Source organism: Plantimonas leprariae (assembly GCF_008802405.1).
In the GTDB taxonomy this organism is placed as follows: domain Bacteria; phylum Pseudomonadota; class Alphaproteobacteria; order Rhizobiales; family Rhizobiaceae; genus Plantimonas; species Plantimonas leprariae.
On sequence record NZ_VZDO01000008.1, the window covers coordinates 75,718 to 92,731 of the forward strand.

15 protein-coding genes are annotated in these 17,014 nt (G+C 65.1%); 9 read left to right on the top strand and 6 right to left on the bottom strand.

Annotated elements, in window-relative coordinates:
* Positions 1 to 112: 112 nt before the first annotated feature.
* The 5 genes from F6X38_RS11185 (at position 113) to F6X38_RS11205 (ending at position 10,113) form a co-directional block, all read left to right on the top strand.
* Complete coding sequence (locus tag F6X38_RS11185) at positions 113 to 643, top strand: putative pterin-binding protein (RefSeq protein ID WP_150969908.1); 531 nt, start codon at positions 113 to 115, stop codon at positions 641 to 643.
* Positions 640 to 2,562 (top strand): putative bifunctional diguanylate cyclase/phosphodiesterase, encoded by a 1,923-nt coding sequence (locus tag F6X38_RS11190; RefSeq protein ID WP_150969909.1) that lies wholly within the window; start codon positions 640 to 642, stop codon positions 2,560 to 2,562. Before F6X38_RS11185 ends, F6X38_RS11190 begins: the two co-directional genes overlap by 4 nt.
* A 74-nt stretch (positions 2,563 to 2,636) precedes the next feature.
* Positions 2,637 to 5,549 carry an excinuclease ABC subunit UvrB gene (uvrB, locus tag F6X38_RS11195; RefSeq protein ID WP_150969910.1) on the top strand — a complete coding sequence of 971 codons (2,913 nt, stop codon included), beginning with the start codon at positions 2,637 to 2,639 and terminating at the stop codon, positions 5,547 to 5,549.
* 576 nt (positions 5,550 to 6,125) lie between these two features.
* A complete protein-coding gene (locus tag F6X38_RS11200) occupies positions 6,126 to 7,574 on the top strand; it encodes a P-loop ATPase, Sll1717 family (protein WP_150969911.1) in 1,449 nt (482 codons plus the stop codon).
* 706 nt (positions 7,575 to 8,280) lie between these two features.
* On the top strand, positions 8,281 to 10,113 hold the full coding sequence (locus tag F6X38_RS11205) for an ABC transporter ATP-binding protein (RefSeq protein ID WP_150969912.1): 1,833 nt from the start codon (positions 8,281 to 8,283) through the stop codon (positions 10,111 to 10,113).
* On the opposite strand, the gene F6X38_RS11210 is transcribed toward F6X38_RS11205, so the two are convergent.
* From F6X38_RS11210 to F6X38_RS11220, 4 genes are all read right to left on the bottom strand, one after another.
* Entirely contained in the window at positions 10,114 to 10,785 is a 672-nt protein-coding gene (locus tag F6X38_RS11210; RefSeq protein WP_150969913.1) for a haloacid dehalogenase type II, read from the bottom strand. It lies immediately after the preceding gene.
* 4 nt (positions 10,786 to 10,789) lie between these two features.
* A complete protein-coding gene (locus F6X38_RS23375; protein WP_161992722.1) occupies positions 10,790 to 10,933 on the bottom strand; it encodes a hypothetical protein in 144 nt (47 codons plus the stop codon).
* A gap of 338 nt (positions 10,934 to 11,271) precedes the next feature.
* Positions 11,272 to 11,607 (bottom strand): hypothetical protein, encoded by a 336-nt coding sequence (locus tag F6X38_RS11215; protein WP_150969914.1) that lies wholly within the window; start codon positions 11,605 to 11,607, stop codon positions 11,272 to 11,274.
* A gap of 125 nt (positions 11,608 to 11,732) precedes the next feature.
* The gene (locus F6X38_RS11220) at positions 11,733 to 12,398 is read right to left on the bottom strand and encodes a pyroglutamyl-peptidase I (protein WP_161992723.1); all 666 of its coding nucleotides are present in this window, start codon (positions 12,396 to 12,398) and stop codon (positions 11,733 to 11,735) included.
* Positions 12,399 to 12,701: 303 nt separating this feature from the next.
* Here F6X38_RS11220 and F6X38_RS11225 point away from each other — a divergent pair, with 303 nt between their 5' ends.
* Positions 12,702 to 12,917 carry a cold-shock protein gene (locus F6X38_RS11225; RefSeq protein ID WP_150969916.1) on the top strand — a complete coding sequence of 72 codons (216 nt, stop codon included), beginning with the start codon at positions 12,702 to 12,704 and terminating at the stop codon, positions 12,915 to 12,917.
* Positions 12,918 to 13,137: 220 nt separating this feature from the next.
* The gene (locus F6X38_RS11230; RefSeq protein WP_150969917.1) at positions 13,138 to 13,836 is read left to right on the top strand and encodes a BA14K family protein; all 699 of its coding nucleotides are present in this window, start codon (positions 13,138 to 13,140) and stop codon (positions 13,834 to 13,836) included.
* A gap of 112 nt (positions 13,837 to 13,948) precedes the next feature.
* On the opposite strand, the gene F6X38_RS11235 is transcribed toward F6X38_RS11230, so the two are convergent.
* Positions 13,949 to 14,614, bottom strand: coding sequence for an MBL fold metallo-hydrolase (locus F6X38_RS11235; RefSeq protein ID WP_150969918.1), 666 nt, complete (start codon positions 14,612 to 14,614; stop codon positions 13,949 to 13,951).
* Positions 14,611 to 15,501 (bottom strand): branched-chain amino acid aminotransferase, encoded by an 891-nt coding sequence (locus tag F6X38_RS11240; RefSeq protein ID WP_150969919.1) that lies wholly within the window; start codon positions 15,499 to 15,501, stop codon positions 14,611 to 14,613. The genes F6X38_RS11235 and F6X38_RS11240 overlap by 4 nt, the downstream gene beginning before the upstream one ends.
* Before the next feature lie 202 nt (positions 15,502 to 15,703).
* On the opposite strand from F6X38_RS11240, the gene F6X38_RS11245 reads away from it, so the two are divergent.
* A complete protein-coding gene (locus F6X38_RS11245; RefSeq protein ID WP_150969920.1) occupies positions 15,704 to 16,258 on the top strand; it encodes a MarR family winged helix-turn-helix transcriptional regulator in 555 nt (184 codons plus the stop codon).
* Positions 16,255 to 16,983, top strand: coding sequence for a response regulator (locus F6X38_RS11250; RefSeq protein WP_150969921.1), 729 nt, complete (start codon positions 16,255 to 16,257; stop codon positions 16,981 to 16,983). The genes F6X38_RS11245 and F6X38_RS11250 overlap by 4 nt, the downstream gene beginning before the upstream one ends.
* Positions 16,984 to 17,014: the final 31 nt, after the last annotated feature.

Genomic DNA, 17,014 nt, shown 5'->3' on the forward strand with positions numbered 1-17,014 from the left:
GACTGGTGTTATAAGTTCACTGACTTTTAAGCGTCCCGGCGGATGAGGTGTTCGTTTCCGGCTTGTCGCGACCATCCGGTGCGGCACCGTTAAGCAGTAGGATCGTAGGCAGATGCCCGACCACAACAGGGTATCGGCCGTGCTCTATCGCAGATCCGTTTTGAAGGCCTTCGGCGCGATGCCGCTGGCCTGGCTGGCTGGCGTTTCGATGACGTCCGCCGCCGCTCCCATCCTCACGCTTCGCGGCAGCTTCGCGAAGGCCGGTCCGGGCGGCTTTGCCGCCTGCGATCTCGCCTCGCTGGACGCGCTGCCGCAGACGGCGTTCGAGACCACGACGCCTTGGCACAAGGGGGCGGTGCGGTTTTCCGGCGTCTCGCTGCAGGACTACCTCGGGGCATTCGGCGCCGCCCCGACGAAAATCCGCCTCGTCGCGTTGAACGACTACGTCGTCGACGCGGACGTCGCCGAACTCCTGGCCGGCGACGCCCTGCTCGCGACGCGCCAGGACGGCGAGCCCATGCCGGTCAGCGACAAGGGCCCGGTGTTCCTCGTCTTCCCGTTCGACAGCCGCAGCGAGTTGCAGCACCAGACGTATTACAGCCGCGCCGTCTGGCAGCTTACCGAGATCGATATCGTCGCATGATCGTTCGGACGAGCGGCGAACTCCCCTCCAGGTTCCGGCGCCTCCGCGTCGTTCTCGTGACCGTCACGGCGCTGCTCGCCGTTTCGGCGGTGGCGTGCTCGCTGCTCGCCGTCCGCTACCAGGAACGCATCATCGAGGCGTCGCGCTACAACGGCGCCTTCGACTTCTCCCAGACGGCGGCCGAGTTGCTGCGGTTGCAGGTCGCGTTGCAGGACTGTCTGACCGGCGGCGACCGTTCGGCTGTGGAGATGCGCTTCGGCATCCTGCAGAACCGCCTCAACGTCATCGAAAGCAACGATCTCCTCGACGATCGGAGCCGCGACAGTCTTCTGCAGAACCTGCGGACGGCGGTCCGGGAGATCGGTCCTCTGCTCCCGAGGCTGCCCGAGGCCCCCGTGGTGCAGACGGCGATCGCCGAGTTGCGGCCGTTCATCACGCCGACCTTGCAACTGGCGTCCCGCGCGCATTCGGAAGCGGGCGATCGCATCCTGCACAACCAGCGCGACCTGAAGCTCATCTTCGCCGGCATCTGCGCCGTGACGCTGACCCTCGTCCTCTTCGGCGCGGCGCTCGTCGCGTTCATCCTCAACCAGAACCGCAACCTCGACCGGGTGGTGCGCATCGATGCGCTGACCGGGCTCGCCAACCGGCTGGCGTTCAACGCCATCCTCGACAAGGTGGACGGTCCGCGAACCGCCGTCCTGCTCGTCGACGTCGACCACTTCAAGGCGTTGAACGACACGCTCGGTCACGACGCCGGCGACCGCTTCCTCGTGCAGCTCTCCCGCCGGCTGCAGACGACGGCCGGCGACGCGGCGGCGATCGCTCGCATCGGCGGCGACGAGTTCGCGATCCTCTACGCGAGCGTCGACGCCGAACGCCGGAGTCTCGACGCCGCCGGACGGATCGTCGCCGACATGCTGCAGCCCTTCGCGATCGACGGGCGGGAAGTGAAGGCCAGCGTCACGATCGGCGCCAGCTTCGACAAGAGCGGCCGGGCGACGGGCTCGCTCTTCAACGACGCCGACATCGCCCTTTACGCGGCCAAGCTCGCGGGCCGGGGGCGCTACATCGCCTTCCAGCCGACGATGAAACGCGACTTCCTGCGTCGCCAGCGCCTGATCGACGATCTCAGGCGCTCGATCGGGAACGACGAGCTGTTCCTGCTCTACCAGCCGATCGTCGACATCCGCACGGCTCGCACGAAGGGCTTCGAGGCCTTGCTGCGCTGGCGCCATCCGGAGCTCGGGCTGATCTCGCCGGGGGAATTCATCCCCCTGGCCGAGACGAGCGGCCAGATCGCCGCCATCGGCGCGTGGGTGATCGAGACGGCCTGCCGGCAGGCCGCGACCTGGCCGGGCCACCTCTTCGTCGCCGTGAACGTCTCGGCGCGCCAGTTCGCGGACGCCTCGCTTCTCGAACATGTCCGCGCCCGCCTCGTCGCCAACGGTCTCGAAGGGCGCCGGCTCGCGATCGAGATCACGGAAAGCATGCTGATCGACAACGACTCGACGGCGCTGTCCGTCCTGCACGAGCTGAAGGCGCTCGGCTGCCGGATCGCGCTCGACGACTTCGGCACCGGCTATGCCTCGCTGAGCTATCTCACGCGGTTTCCGTTCGACAAGCTGAAGATCGACCAGTCCTTCATCCGCGCGCAGAACGACAAGGACAGTGCGGCGATCGTCTCCATGATTTGCGCGCTGGGAACCCGGCTCGGTCTCGAAATCGTCGCGGAAGGCATCGAGACCGAAGCGCAGCGGCTTCTCGTGGAAGCGATGGGCTGCCAGCTCGGCCAGGGCTACATGTTCGATCGTCCGCTGGCGATCGGCGCCACCCATGCGCGCTTGGCGCGGGAAGAGGAGGCGCAGGCGGCCGGGCGGACCGGCCCGTTCTTCGCGCCGAAGCTGCTGGCGTCGTAGCCGGGCGCTCCGGCCGGGGCGATAGGAGGCGGCCGGGGCTTCCTCATTCGCGTTCCGTTCTCCATATTGGGTGCATGCCCAAGTCCGCGAACAAGGCGCCCCGGCGCTCGCCGATCCTCGACTATTCCGACGCCTCCGAACGCCTCGCGCCGGAGGGCTTCGGCGAAGCGCCGCAGGCCGATTTCGAAGGCGCGCCGCTCGACGGCCCGGTCAGCGGCTGGGCCGACCAGATCGCGCAGGACCTCGAAGTCCAAGCCGAAAAGACCGCAGCCCGACCGAAGCTGCCGAAGAAGCCGAACGAGAAGAACCTGAAGTCCGCCCGCGGCACCTCGATGGGCGCGGCGACCGATCCCAAGCAGCGTGCCAAGGCCGGCCTCAACCCCGTCGCCGGCATGAACGTCTCGCTGGAGGAGGCGTCCGCCCTGCCCCCGTCCGGCGTCACCGCCACCGTCGAAGCCCTGTCCGCGCTGATCGAATCGGGCAATCCGCTGTTCAAGAACGGCGAGATGTGGCTGCCGCATCGCCCCGCCCGGCCGGAGAAGTCCGAGGGCGGCATCGCCTTCCGCATCGAGTCCGACTTCGCCCCCGCCGGCGACCAGCCGACCGCCATCGGCGACCTCGTCAGCGGCATCGCCGACCACGACCAGACGCAGGTGCTGCTCGGCGTCACCGGCTCCGGCAAGACCTTCACCGTCGCGCAGGTGATCGAGAAGACGCAGCGCCCCGCCCTGATCCTCGCGCCGAACAAGACGCTCGCCGCCCAGCTCTACGGCGAATACAAGAACTTCTTCCCGAACAACGCGGTCGAGTACTTCGTCTCCTACTACGACTACTACCAGCCGGAAGCCTACGTCCCGCGCTCGGACACCTATATCGAGAAGGAGTCCTCGATCAACGAGCAGATCGACCGGATGCGCCACGCCGCCACCCGCGCCCTGCTCGAACGCGACGACGTGATCATCGTCGCCTCCGTGTCCTGCATCTACGGCATCGGCTCGGTCGAGACCTACACGGCGATGACCTTCGCCATGACCGTCGGCGACCGGCTGAACCAGCGCCAGCTCCTCGCCGATCTCGTCGCCCAGCAGTACAAGCGTCGCGACGCCGACTTCCAGCGCGGCAGCTTCCGCGTGCGCGGCGACACGATCGAGATCTTCCCCGCCCACCTGGAGGACCGCGCCTGGCGCATCTCGATGTTCGGCGACGAGATCGAGACCATCCACGAGTTCGACCCGCTCACCGGCAAGAAGACCGACGACCTGAAGTCGGTGAAGATCTACGCCAACTCGCACTACGTCACGCCCCGCCCGACGCTGCAGCAGGCGGTGAAGTCGATCAAGGAGGAGCTCCGCCTCCGCCTCGCCGAGCTGGAAAAGGCCGGCCGCCTCCTCGAAGCGCAGCGGCTCGAACAGCGCGTCACCTTCGATGTCGAGATGATCGAGGCGACGGGCTCCTGCAACGGCATCGAGAACTATTCGCGCTACCTCACCGGCCGCCAGCCCGGCCACCCGCCGCCGACGCTGTTCGAGTACCTGCCCGACAACGCCCTCGTCTTCATCGACGAGAGTCACGTCACCATCCCGCAGATCGGCGCGATGTATCGCGGCGACTTCCGCCGTAAGGCGACGCTGGCGGAATACGGCTTCCGCCTCCCCTCCTGCATGGACAACCGCCCGCTTCGCTTCGAGGAGTGGAACGCCATGCGCCCGCAGACGGTGGCCGTTTCCGCCACCCCCGGCCCGTGGGAGCTCGGGCAGAGCGGCGGCGTCTTCGCCGAGCAGGTGATCCGCCCGACCGGCCTCACCGATCCGCCGGTCGAGGTGCGCCCCGCCCGCTCGCAGGTCGACGACCTCCTCGGCGAGATCCGCGAGACCACGGCCAAGGGCTACCGCGTCCTCTGCACGGTCTTGACGAAGCGCATGGCCGAGGACCTCACCGAATACCTGCACGAGCAGGGCATCCGCGTCCGCTACATGCATAGCGACATCGACACGCTGGAGCGGATCGAGATCATCCGCGATCTCCGCCTCGGCGCCTTCGACGTGCTGGTCGGCATCAACCTCCTGCGTGAGGGCCTCGACATCCCGGAATGCGGGCTCGTCGCCATTCTCGACGCCGACAAGGAAGGGTTCCTCCGCTCCGAGACCTCGCTGATCCAGACCATCGGCCGCGCCGCGCGCAACGTCGACGGCAAGGTGATCCTCTACGCCGACAACCGCACCGGCTCGATGGAGCGCGCGATGGCGGAGACCGACCGCCGCCGCGACAAGCAGGAGGCCTACAACCTCCAGCACGGCATCACGCCGCAGAGCGTCAAGGCGAAGATCGCCGACATCCTCGACAGCTACTACGAGAAGGACCACGTCCGGGTCGACACCAAGGGCTTCGCCGACGAAGGCGCACTCGTCGGCAACAACATGCGCTCCCACCTCGAACATCTGGAGAAGGAGATGCGCAACGCCGCCGCCGATCTCGATTTCGAGCGCGCCGCGCGGCTGCGCGACGAGATCAAGCGCCTGCAGGCGACGGAGCTTGCCATCGGCGCCGACCCGATGGCGCGCGAGCGCGACGTCGCGATGTTCGTCGACGACCAGACCGGCACCGCCGGCCGTCCGGTCCGCACCAGCGGCGGCAAGGCCCCCCGCGCCCGCTCCTCCGGCGGCCCCAACCGCCAGAACCCCCGCTTCGGCCCCAACGGCGAACCCCTCGCCGCCCGCCTCCAGCCGGACGGGGGGAAATCGCTGTTCAGCAAACTCTCGCTGGACGACATGGGCCCCGGCACCGACCTGCCGCAACCGAACCGCCCGTCCCTGTTCCGCAAGAACACGCTGGACGAGATGACGGTGCGCCGCACGGAGAAGCCGTCCGCTTCGGACGACCCAAAGCCGATCCGCCGCGAGCGCGCCGGCCTCGGCTCCTACGAGGACGCCGGCGACGAAAAGCGCCGCAAACGCCGCCCCTCCAAAACCGGTCGCCCCGGCCGGTAATCCCCGCCGCCCCTTATCCTGCTACCCTCTGTCATCCTCGACCCCACGCCAAGGATCCTGTCCTCGGAGGCCAACACGAATGACAAACCTCAAACCCATCAAACGCGCTATCGCGGGGCTATCGGACGTAGAGATCGCTGGTCTCCGCGATTGGATTGAAGCCTATGACGCGCGGCGGTGGGAGCGGCAAGTCAGAGCGGGCCTCGCCGCAGGCAAGCTGGACGAAATTGCTGACGCCGCCCTCGTCCGGTTCCGAGCGGGTCGTGCGTCTTGGTTTTGAGTAGCAATACTATGCGATATCACGAACCGCATTCTACACCTCCATAACTCAGTCGGCATCTGAGTGGATCAATCTCGAAGGTGCAACACACCCATTCGCCCGGAATTGCGCAAGCAAAAGCATATAAGAGTTTTGGGAAGAAACCGCTCGCGCAGAAAATGGAAACGGGTAGGCTACCTGCGCGCTGCCTTCACTTACGACATAGGATAAGTATTTTGTAATATTCCTAAATCGAACAATACAAGCTTTGGGACGAGCGCCCCCCGCATAAAAAGAGTTTGGACGAGGATATATAGATGACTGTTCACTTACGGGAAATTGGATCGTTTGGCGATGTGGCGGCAGAAGATGATGCTGTATTGGACTATTTTCTATCGACTAACGTTGTCGGGAAAATTAGTGACCATAGCGCAATGCTTGTCCTTGGCCGCAAGGGCACAGGCAAGACTGCAATTGTTAGATATTTTACTGAATCTGAGGATAACAGCACGGCGCGTTCGCTAAATCTACGCGGCTATCCGTGGAACGTACATTCCACTCGCATAGATCGAGGAGCATCAGAGATTGAAGCCTACGTTTCATCTTGGAGATATCTTATCGCAGTACAACTTTGCAGTCTAATATTAGCTCATCCGAATAGTTCTCGTTCATATAAATCTGAAAATCTGCATAATTTTCTCGTGGACAACTATGGGGACCCGCAGCCGGAGCTTGCGAAAGTCCTCCGGCCGCAAAAAATACGTTTCAGCAAAGTTTCAATTACGCCCTCCGTCATGGGCAATCAACTCGGCGGCTTCGAATTCGAGCGTAAAAGTGGCGATTACGATTTTGGCTTAGAGTTGAATGCATTGAGTTCCGCGCTCATGGATGCGGTGTGCGAAGTGGCACATGCAATAGGCGTTGACAGTCTTGGTCTACACTTTGACGAGTTAGACCAAGGCCTCTCTCGCTTAGATGATAAACGAAAGCATATGCTTATAGGCCTCGTAATTGCCGCGCGTGATTTGAAGCGCCAATACACTACTGATGTGTTAGCGATTGACCCTATCGTTTATCTGCGGACAGACATATGGGATGAAATACAATTTTCAGATAAAAACAAGATCTCAGAGACCCTTGCAATTCGGTTGAACTGGGACGGAGAGGAACTCAAGCAATTGGTGGAGACGCGCCTGCGAGTTAAACTGGGTAAAACTACTAATTGGGATGAAATAGCAACAACGGACTTAATGAGGGGTTCGCAGACAAAATGGAACCATATAGTTTCGCGAACCTTTTTGCGACCGCGCGATGTTATCAAGTTTTTGAACCAGTTACTCGTGGAAGCAAGACAAAGGGATGACGATACTGTAGCATTCGAAAATCCGGATATTATCGCTGCAAGAGACACTTATTCATCCTATTTGAAAAGTGAACTTGATGATGAGGTGCGACCTCATTGGCCGGAATGGGAAGAAGCTTTGCAGGCAATTACAGCTATAGGTTCGCAGAATTTTGAAAAAGCCGAATTCGAACGTGAATTTAATGCGCGCCGTTCAAAGTCTAATCTGTTGTCATCCCAAGAAGCTTTAGCTCAGTTATATAGATTTTCAGTTCTAGGATACGAACGAAGAAGTGGCTATGGCGGTTCGTCATGGGCGTTCGCCTATACTGATCCCGCAGCGGGATGGGATAGCGTGGCAACCCGCTTTAAAGTTCATCCTGGCTTGAAGGAATATACAAAAGTGCGAGAGTCTCGCACCTAGTTCATCGTAACACCGTGACGGAGTCCGCGCTCGTTACTGACGTTGATAGAATCGAATGCTCGTACTCTCGTTATGGAAAAACTTATCCCCTCTTCTCAATCTTCCCTTACCCTGTTCGTCACCGCCGCTCTTATCGAGGGAGCGCGAATGATCACCGGGATCGTTCGGTGGGGTGGCGGGCGGGTCCGGGTTGCTGATCCTTTCCGGAAGGGTCGGAAGCCCGGTCGACGCGCAACCCGTGCCGGCCGTTGGCGACAGCGGCCGGGAGCAAGCCGAGGAACCCGAACGGCTGTGTAGCCGAGGACAATGTTCGGATCACGCCCTTGAGGCCGGAGACGCTATCCGGCCGAAGGCATGGGGGACCGCCGGGTGACGCACCGGCGGGAGAAGCGTCGGAAGAAGCTCGCGCGGGCGCCGAAGGCAGGCCGCATTGACGAGTAGCATACGTCGGAGGGCTCTGCCCTCGGCGCCCGCCGCTCTCCTGACCGGGACGGCCACGAACGGACCACCGGCACACCCCGGCCGCTTCGCGGCGCGGGATCGCGCAAGCGCGTCCGGCACGCGGCGTCTGGCCGCTTTCCATCCGGCGGAAAACTTCGCGCCCGGCCCTGTTCCCGCCCCAAAGCGGGCCTAGCTCCGCCGCTATCCCCTCGCCCGCGATTCGGTTCCTTCGGGTCGCCTGCATCTTGCTGCCCGGAGCAGACCCGTGTTCCGTTTGTTCGAATCCTTCGTCGATCCGTTCCGGCATTACGATGCCATCGAGCCGCCGCGCGGGCTCGGGCGCTTCTTCTGGCACCACCTCCGCCAGGTCTGGCCGAGCTTCGGCGCGCTGGTCGTCTTCGCCTTCCTGGTCGCCATCGTGGAAGTTTCGATCTTCCGCTACATCGGCGAGGTCGTCGACATCCTGAACACGACGACGCCCGCCCGGCTCTGGGCCGAGCACGGTGGCACCTTCCTCTGGATGGCCTTCGTCATCGGCATCGCCCGGCCGCTGGTCAACGCCGCCCACGACCTCGTCAAGAACCAGACCATCGCGCCGGGTGTCACCAACATGATCCGCTGGCAGAACCACCGGCACGTGCTGCGCCAGTCGATCTCGTTCTTCAACAACGACTTCGCCGGCCGCGTCGCCGCCAAGGTCATCCAGACCGGCCCGGCCTTGCGCGATTCCGCCGTGAAGGTGGTGGATGCGCTCTGGTTCGTCGCCGTCTACGTGGTGAGCGCGCTGCTGCTCTTCGTCGAGTCCGACTGGCGGCTGACCCTGCCGCTCCTCGTCTGGCTCGTCGTCTATACGCTGGTGATGCGCCACTACGTGCCACGCATCGCCCGGGCCGCGCAGATCATGAGCGAGGCGCGCTCGACGCTGACCGGCCGCGTCACCGACAGCTACACCAACATGCAGACGGTGAAGCTCTTCGCCCACGCCGAGCGCGAGGACGACTACGCCCACCACGCCCTCACCGACCATACCGCCAAGTTCTACACGCAGCAGCGCTTCATCACCGGCATGACGCTGATGGTCAGCTCCGCCAACAGCGCGCTGATCCTCGCCACCGGCGCGCTCGCCGTCTGGCTGTGGACGCTCGGCTCCGTCACCGTCGGCGCGATCGCGCTGACCAGCGGCCTCGTCGTGCGCATCATCAACATGAGCGGCTGGATCATGCAGGAGCTGACCGCCATCTTCGACAACGTCGGCACCGTGCAGGACGGCATCACCACCATCTCCGTCGGCCACACGATCAAGGACCGCGAGGCCGCCCCCGCCCTCGCCGTCTCCGGCGGCGAGATCCGCTTCGAGGACGTGTCGTTCCACTACGGCAAGCGCGGCGGCGCGCTCGACCACCTGAACCTGACGATCCGCCCGGGCGAGAAGATCGGCCTCGTCGGCCCGTCCGGCGCGGGCAAGTCGACGCTGGTCAACACGTTCCTGCGCCTCTACGACCTCGAAGGCGGCCGCATCACCATCGACGGCCAGGACATCGCCGGCGTCACGCAGGACTCGCTCCGCGCCGCAGTCGGCGTCGTCACGCAGGACACCTCGTTGTTGCACCGCTCGATCCGCGACAACCTCAAATACGGCCGCCCCGGCGCCACCGACGAGGAGATGTACGACGCCGTGCGCCGCGCCCGCGCGGAAGGGTTCGTGGACACGCTGGTCGACTATCGCGGCCGGCGCGGTTACGACGCGCATGCCGGCGAGCGGGGCGTGAAGCTCTCCGGCGGCCAGCGCCAGCGCATCGCCATCGCCCGCGTGCTCCTGAAGGACGCGCCGATCCTGATCCTCGACGAGGCGACCTCGGCGCTGGACTCCGAAGCCGAAGCCGCCATCCAGGAGAGCCTGACCGAACTGATGGCCGGCAAGACGGTGATCGCCATCGCGCACCGCCTCTCCACCATCGCCCGCCTCGACCGGCTGGTGGTGATGGACCGCGGCCGCCTCGTCGAGACCGGCACGCATGCCGAGCTCGTCAACAAGCGCGGCCTTTACGCCCGCCTCTGGGCGCGGCAGACCGGCGGCTTCATGGACGCGGCGGAGTAGTCAGAGCGCGGCGATTGCCTCGGCGACATCGCGCAGCGTCTCGCCAGCGACGTCCGGCGCGTCGAAATGCGCCGGCCAAGGCTGCCCGCGCCGGACGAAGCCGGTCGGCATGCCGATCTGCTTCGCGCCGTGGCAGTCCCAGGCATGCGTCGCGACGAGCATCACGTCGCCGGGCTCCGTCCGCATCTGCTCGACGGCGGACATGTAGGCCGAACGCTGCGGCTTATAGCGCCGTGCCAGTTCCACCGAATGCACGCCGTCGAAGAAGCCCGCGAAGCCAGCCCGCTCGATCAACCCCTCCGTCGCGCTCGCCGCGCCGTTCGACAGCGCATGCACCCGAAAGCCCGCATCCTTCAGCGTCCGGAAACAGGCACCGGCATCGTCGTGCGGCGGCAGCTGCTTCATCGCCTCGGCCACCGCCTCGCGGGCCGGATCGCTCGGCGGCAGGCCGCGTTTCGCTCGAAGCTGACCCAGCGCGCCGGCCATCACCTCCGGCAGCGGCGCATAGGAACCGGCGAGGCTCAAGGCCATCGCGTCGCGCAGCATGCCGGCGTAAAGCGTCTCGGCGTCGCTCGCCGCCAGTCCGTGCGCGGCGACCGCCGGACCCAGCGCGTCGATGCGGAAGACCGTATCGATGATGTCGAGGGCGACGATGCGCGGACGCTGCGCCATGATCTCAGTTCAGCGTCGTCGGCCGGCTGAGCTGTTCGCTGGTCTGCCGCCAGTGCGCGTCGTTGGCGCGCTGCTCCGGCGGCACCTTCGACAAGCAGGCGGTCAGCGCAAGCGTCGCGACGAGGAGAACGAGGGCGGTGCGTTTCATGCGAGGGCTGATCCGGTCGAAGTTGGCATCTGTAACCTCATAGCTGCCGCCCGCCATCATTTGAAGCCGACCGCTCTCGCCACAAAGCGCAAGCTTCGCGTCAGCGTGCTGTCACAGAGTGGCGTTAAGGATGGCTCGTACGGGAGCCGTCGAGCCGACCACGGATGGACTGGCGGTTCGATGCTTCCGTGCCTTCGCCCGAGAGACAGCCGGGTCGAGCCGCGATGACCTCGCTCCCATCAGGGACGCGAGGTCTTTCGTTTTCCGCCGTCAGCCCAAACGAAAAGCCCGGCCCGGCGGATGCCGAACCGGGCCGGAAAGCTGCGGTTTCGTCGCCGTCAGTCGATGTCGCGGCGGGGCGACGACAGCGGGAAGCCGATGCCGTTGCCCTGATCGTTGAGGATCTGGCCGTTCGAGCTCGACGAGTTCGGCATCATCGTGCCGTAGCCGCCGACGCCGTTCGAAAGGCCGCCAGGGCCGCTCGGCCGCTCGGTAGTCTGCGTGGCGTCGAGCGCGACGCCCGGCAGACCCGGCGCGTAGATCTGATCGCCGATCGGTCCATAGTTCGACGCGACCCGCTCCGATTCGGCAACGACACGGCGATGACCGCTCTGCGCCGCAGCCGGCAGGACCACGGCGCAGGACAGGGCGGCGGCGAGAAGAACGCGGATCATGACGGAAATCCCTTCGAAGACGAATCGGTCGCCCGATTCCAGTCTCATTTCTGCCATGTTAACGCTTGCGGCGTCCCTACGTTCCTGCCCGTCGTCGAAAAGAAACGCGGACAGATGCCTATTCGCTACGCCGTCGGCATCGGCGATCGTTCGGCTTCTTGTGCCAGCGCCCACGCCAGACAGTTCAGCACCGTCTCGGTCATCGAGCGCAACTCGGAGGATCGGACCGTTCGCCGTACTTCCTTCGGCCGACCGCTCCGCTCGGCATCGGTGACGCATTCGTCGGTCAGCGGCGTATGGATGAAGCCGTAGTAGCGCACGCCCAGTTCGTCGCCGTTGAGGCAGAGATGGAACAGCGTCTCGTTGCACAGGTATCGACCGGGATCGCTCGAACGTTCGAAGTCGATGCCCACCGCCGCGAGGTCGCGTTCCAGTGCGTCGAACGGTAACCTGACCTCGATGCTTGCGGGTCCCGCGCCGATGTCCGGCGCCGGGGCGAGACGCCCTGCCGCATCCGGCCGATCAAGGGCACGCTCGTTGAAGGCCAGCGTCTCGATGCGAAAGCGTTTCGCCCTGGCATGCAGGCCGACGAGGAGCACGGCCACCGGCGCCGTCCGCCGGATCGCCGCCTCGAGCACGCGCCAGCTCCGCTTCCACTCGACGGGCAGGACGAGGCGTTCGATACATGCGCCTTCCGCAAAGGCGACGGCGTCGAATTCTCTGACGAGGCGTTCCGACGGGTTCTCCGGCGCGCCGGGAAAGGCGGAAAAGCCTGCGAGCAGCAACTTCAAAGGACGGTCATTCCTCACGATTTCCACTTAGTTTTCCTGCAATTACACTGAGCTGGAGGCGTTCGAAAGAAACGTCGGCGAAAAGCTGCTTGCAAATCCTACCCGTCGACTGCATTAATTCCGATGTTCGGGCAATTTCGTGAACACAATGGGACTGGGCGGAATGCGTATCGGAGACGCTTACTCCGAGCGGGACCTGGGGGGACACAGGCTCTGCGATGTATCGCTTCCTATTCTTGAAGTTCGAGACTTGCCTGCGAATGCCGACAAGGCGAACCGAACAGCCAGGAACAGGAAATCGAGATGGCGCAGACTGGTACCGTAAAGTTCTTCAACACCGAGAAGGGGTTCGGCTTCATCAAGCCGGATAACGGCGGACCGGACATCTTCGTCCACATCTCCGCCGTCCAGGCCTCCGGCCTGCCGGGCCTGACCGAGAATCAGAAGGTCTCCTACGACACCGAGCCGGACAAGCGCGGCAAGGGTCCGAAGGCCGTCAACCTGATGACGTCGGGCTGAGCCGCAGCACCGATCGATCGCGACGCCGCTTCCAGCCGTCGCCTTGAAAGGAAGTGACCTGCCTGTCCCGCAACGGGACGGGCTGGACCCGTTTTCGCCCTCGCCTGCTCCGGCCTCACTGCTCCCGACGCTGATCGTGCCATTCTGAAACGGAATCGGCTGGCACGCCGCATGCTCGAAGTTTCCCAAGAGGCCATCCGGCCGGTACGGGAAGCATGCGATGCGAATTTTCAGCTTCAGGACATTCGGTCTGGCGGCCCTTGTCGCCGTGTCCGGATGCATCTTGGGACATGTCGGCGAGGCGGCGGCGCTGGACCGGCACCCGGCGGTCGGCGGCGTCGTCGGCAGCGGCTCGCGTGGCTACGGCGCGGAGCGTCCGGGTTATGGATCCGAGCGCGAATATTACGGCGCATCCAACCTGCGCTCGTCGGCGGATCGACACCGCGGCCACGGGCGGGATCGTTACCGCTCGCACGGATCGGTGATCGAGTTCGACGATAGCCCCTACGACATCGATGGCGAATATCCCGACGATTCCGAAGGCGGATCGAGGGCCGGCGTCTACCCGGGCTACGGATCGAACAGCTTCATCGACTTCGGCGACGAGGACGCCGACCGCGATGCCGACACGGAGCGGGCATATCCGACCGGCGCGAAGATCATCGATGTCGCTTCGGAACGGCTCGACCGCTACCGCGCGCCGAAGGGCAGCGTCAGCATCACCTATGTCGGCAACACCAAGATCATGCGGATCGGCTCCGGCTTCGGCGAGCCGGAGCGGCCGGCGGCAAAACCCGCCCTCGCCCCGTGGTCGGACTCCTGGCAGCGCTATTGCAGCCGCGCCTTCCTGAACTTCGATCCCGAGCGGGGAACCTACACGGCCGAGGACGGCTCGACCCGCTTCTGCACCGGCGACTGAGCCGTCGGCGCGACCTCTTCCGGCCTTGCGTATCGAGTGGCCGGAGAAAGGGCCGGCCGGGCGTCTTCGGGCGTCCGGCCGGACCGATTCAAAGACGTGGGCAGCCTGGCTGTCAGTTCAGGAACGGGTTCGTCAGCCGTTCCTGCCCGAGCGTGCCGCCTGGGCCGTGCCCGCAGATGAAGTCCACGTCGTCACCGAGCGGAAGAAGCTTGGTCTTGATCGACCGGATCAGGGCGGCATGGTCGCCGCCCCAGAGATCGGTCCGCCCGACCGAACCGCGGAAGAGCACGTCGCCCGCGTGGAGGAAGCGGGCCTTCCGCTCGAAAAAAACGACATGGCCCGGCGCGTGACCGGGACAATGCAGCACTTCGAACCGGTGCCGCCCGAGGCTCAGCACCTCGCCCTCGACGAGAAAGCGGTCCGGCACGACGTCGCGGAAGGCCCCTGGCACGCCGAACATGCGCGCCTGATTCTGGATGGCTTCCAGCAACGGCCTGTCGGCTTCGTGCGGTCCGACCAGCGGCACGCGAAGCTTGTCCTTCAGCTCCATCGCGCCGCCGGCATGATCGATATGTCCATGCGTCAGCCAGATGGCGGCGACGGTCACGCCGAGCCGAGCGACGGCGGCGACGATGCGCTCGACGTCGCCGCCGGGGTCGACGACCGCGCCCTCCATCGAATCGCCGTCGTAGAGGATGGCGCAGTTCTGGGCGAACGGCGTGACCGGCACGATCTCGACACGCGGCCGGATCGCTTCCGACGGGCGGGACGAACTCATTCCGCCGCGAGCCGCTTCGGCGTCACCTCGGCGGCGTAGTCCTCGACGAGGCGGCGGCAGAGCTCGCCGGGCGTGAAGCGATACGGGCCGATCTCGGTCACCGGCGCCACTTCCGCGGCCGTGCCGCACAGGAAACATTCGGAGAAGGTTGCCATCTCCTCCGGCATGATCGCACGCTCGTGCACCGCGATACCGCGCCGGCGCGCCAGATCGATGATCGTGCGGCGCGTGATCCCGTCGAGGAAGCAGTCGGCGAGCGGCGTGTGCAGCGCGCCGTCCCTGGCGAAGAACACGTTCGCGCCCGTCGCCTCCGCCACCTGCCCGCGCCAGTCCAGCATCAGCGCGTCCGCGTAACCCTTGGCCTCGGCGATGTGCTTCGAGATGGTGCAGATCATGTAAAGGCCGCTCGCCTTGGCGCGCGAGGGCGCGGTGCGCGGATCGGGCCGGCGGTATTCCGCCATGTCGAGCCGGATGCCCCGCATGCGCTGGGCCGGATCGAAATAGCTCGGCCACTGCCAGATCGCGACCGCGACGTTGATGCGGGTGTTCTGGGCCGCGACGCCCAGCATCTCGCTGCCGCGCCACGCGATCGGTCGCACATAGGCGTCGCCGAGGCCTTGCCGGTGCAGCAGCGCCGTGCAGGCATCGTCGATCTCGTCGGCCGAATAAGGAACCGCGAAGCCGAGGATGCGCCCGGATTCGATGAGCCGTTCGGTGTGCTCGCGCAGCTTGAAGATCTCGCCGCCATAGGCACGCTCGCCCTCGAATACCGCGCTCGCGTAGTGCAGGCCGTGCGTCAGCACATGCACCTTCGCGTCCTGCCAGGCGACGAACTCGCCGTTGAACCAGATTTCGCCATCACGCTGGTCGAAAGGAATTGCGCTCATGATCGGTCGAATGCCGGACGGCATCTCCTCGAAGCTGGTTGCCGAAATGGGCCGGGGGCCGGGCATACGACTATCGCCGCCACGACCGCCTGCCGAGAACCTCCGCTTCGAACCGCCTATCGAACGGGCGACGGCGGTTCTCCGAGGACGATGGATATGTAACAATGCGATGCAGATACGTCAATAGTGCTGACCTAATTTGATGGACACCGCCGTTTTGCAGCCAGCGAAGGGAAAGTCCGCCGCGCGCAACGTCGTGACGGACGGGCTCGCGACGCGCGGCGAGGTCGATTTCCGCATCATCGAACTGTTCTTCTTCGCCTATCGGCAGTTCACGGCGGATGCCGACGTGGTGCTGGAGCAGTACGGTTTCGGCCGGGCGCATCACCGCGTCCTGCATTTCGTCAACCGCGCGCCGGGCATGACGGTTGCCGACATCCTCGAGCTGCTGCAGATAACCAAGCAGTCGCTGTCGCGCGTGTTGCGGCAACTGCTCGACGGCGGCTTCCTGGAGCAGGTGCCCGGCGAGGAGGATCGCCGCCAGCGCCGGCTCTACCCGACGAAGCGCGGGCGGGAGCTGACGCTCGAACTGTCCCGCGCGCAGGCGATGCGCATCGAGGCCGCGCTCGGAGCGGCGGATACGGGCGACCCGCGGTCGATCACGCGCTTCCTCCTCGGCATGGCCGGCGAACGGGAGGCGACGATGGCGTGGTTCGACCGGCAGGGCATCGGCGAGGATTGCGAGCTGAAGCGATGAGCACCACGGCTGAAAGCGCGGAAAGCGCCCGGAAGGCGACGCCGCAGGACGACGCTCCCCATATCATGGTGGTGGACGACGACCGGCGCATCCGTGGCCTCCTTTCGCGCTTCCTGTCCGAGCGGGGTTTTCGCGTGTCGAGCGCCGCCGACGCGGCGGAGGCGCGCACGATCCTGTCCGGCCTCGACTTCGACCTTCTGGTGGTGGACGTGATGATGCCCGGCGAGAGCGGCCTCGATCTGGTGCGCAGTTTCTCGGCCGAGCGCGACACGCCGATCCTGATGCTGACGGCCCGCTCCGAAACGGAGAACCGCATCGAGGGGCTGGAGGCCGGCGCCGACGACTACCTGGCGAAGCCCTTCGACCCGCGGGAACTCGTGCTGCGCATCAACAACATCCTGAAGCGCGGCACGCCGACGCCGGTGCTGAAGGTCGACAACGTCCGCTTCGGCCCCTTCACCTTCTCGCTGGCGCGGCGCGAGTTGAAGCGCGGCGCGGACGTGATCCGCCTGACGGAACGCGAGCAGGAGATCATGACGCAGTTCGCCGGCAAGGCGGGCGAGACGATCCAGCGCCAGGAACTGCTCGGCGACGAAACCGAGGTCGGCGAGCGCACGGTCGACGTCCAGATCAACCGGCTGCGGCGCAAGATCGAGAGCGATCCCGCCAACCCGCTCTGGCTGCAGACCGTGCGCGGCATCGGCTACCGGCTCAACGTGGATTGACGGCGCGATGACGGTGATCGACACCCAGGGC

Excerpts from the sequence above, each read along its gene's own strand:
- F6X38_RS11225 (WP_150969916.1), top strand. The coding sequence starts at position 12,702 with ATGGCGCAGACTGGTACCGTAAAGTTCTTCAACACCGAGAAGGGGTTC.
- F6X38_RS11240 (WP_150969919.1), bottom strand. The coding sequence starts at position 15,501 with ATGAGCGCAATTCCTTTCGACCAGCGTGATGGCGAAATCTGGTTCAAC.
- F6X38_RS11235 (WP_150969918.1), bottom strand. The coding sequence starts at position 14,614 with ATGAGTTCGTCCCGCCCGTCGGAAGCGATCCGGCCGCGTGTCGAGATC.
- uvrB (WP_150969910.1), top strand. The coding sequence starts at position 2,637 with ATGCCCAAGTCCGCGAACAAGGCGCCCCGGCGCTCGCCGATCCTCGAC.
- F6X38_RS11245 (WP_150969920.1), top strand. The coding sequence starts at position 15,704 with ATGGACACCGCCGTTTTGCAGCCAGCGAAGGGAAAGTCCGCCGCGCGC.
- F6X38_RS11215 (WP_150969914.1), bottom strand. The coding sequence starts at position 11,607 with ATGATCCGCGTTCTTCTCGCCGCCGCCCTGTCCTGCGCCGTGGTCCTG.
- F6X38_RS11185 (WP_150969908.1), top strand. The coding sequence starts at position 113 with ATGCCCGACCACAACAGGGTATCGGCCGTGCTCTATCGCAGATCCGTT.
- F6X38_RS11200 (WP_150969911.1), top strand. The coding sequence starts at position 6,126 with ATGACTGTTCACTTACGGGAAATTGGATCGTTTGGCGATGTGGCGGCA.
- F6X38_RS11210 (WP_150969913.1), bottom strand. The coding sequence starts at position 10,785 with ATGGCGCAGCGTCCGCGCATCGTCGCCCTCGACATCATCGATACGGTC.
- F6X38_RS11230 (WP_150969917.1), top strand. The coding sequence starts at position 13,138 with ATGCGAATTTTCAGCTTCAGGACATTCGGTCTGGCGGCCCTTGTCGCC.
- F6X38_RS11250 (WP_150969921.1), top strand. The coding sequence starts at position 16,255 with ATGAGCACCACGGCTGAAAGCGCGGAAAGCGCCCGGAAGGCGACGCCG.
- F6X38_RS11190 (WP_150969909.1), top strand. The coding sequence starts at position 640 with ATGATCGTTCGGACGAGCGGCGAACTCCCCTCCAGGTTCCGGCGCCTC.
- F6X38_RS23375 (WP_161992722.1), bottom strand. The coding sequence starts at position 10,933 with ATGAAACGCACCGCCCTCGTTCTCCTCGTCGCGACGCTTGCGCTGACC.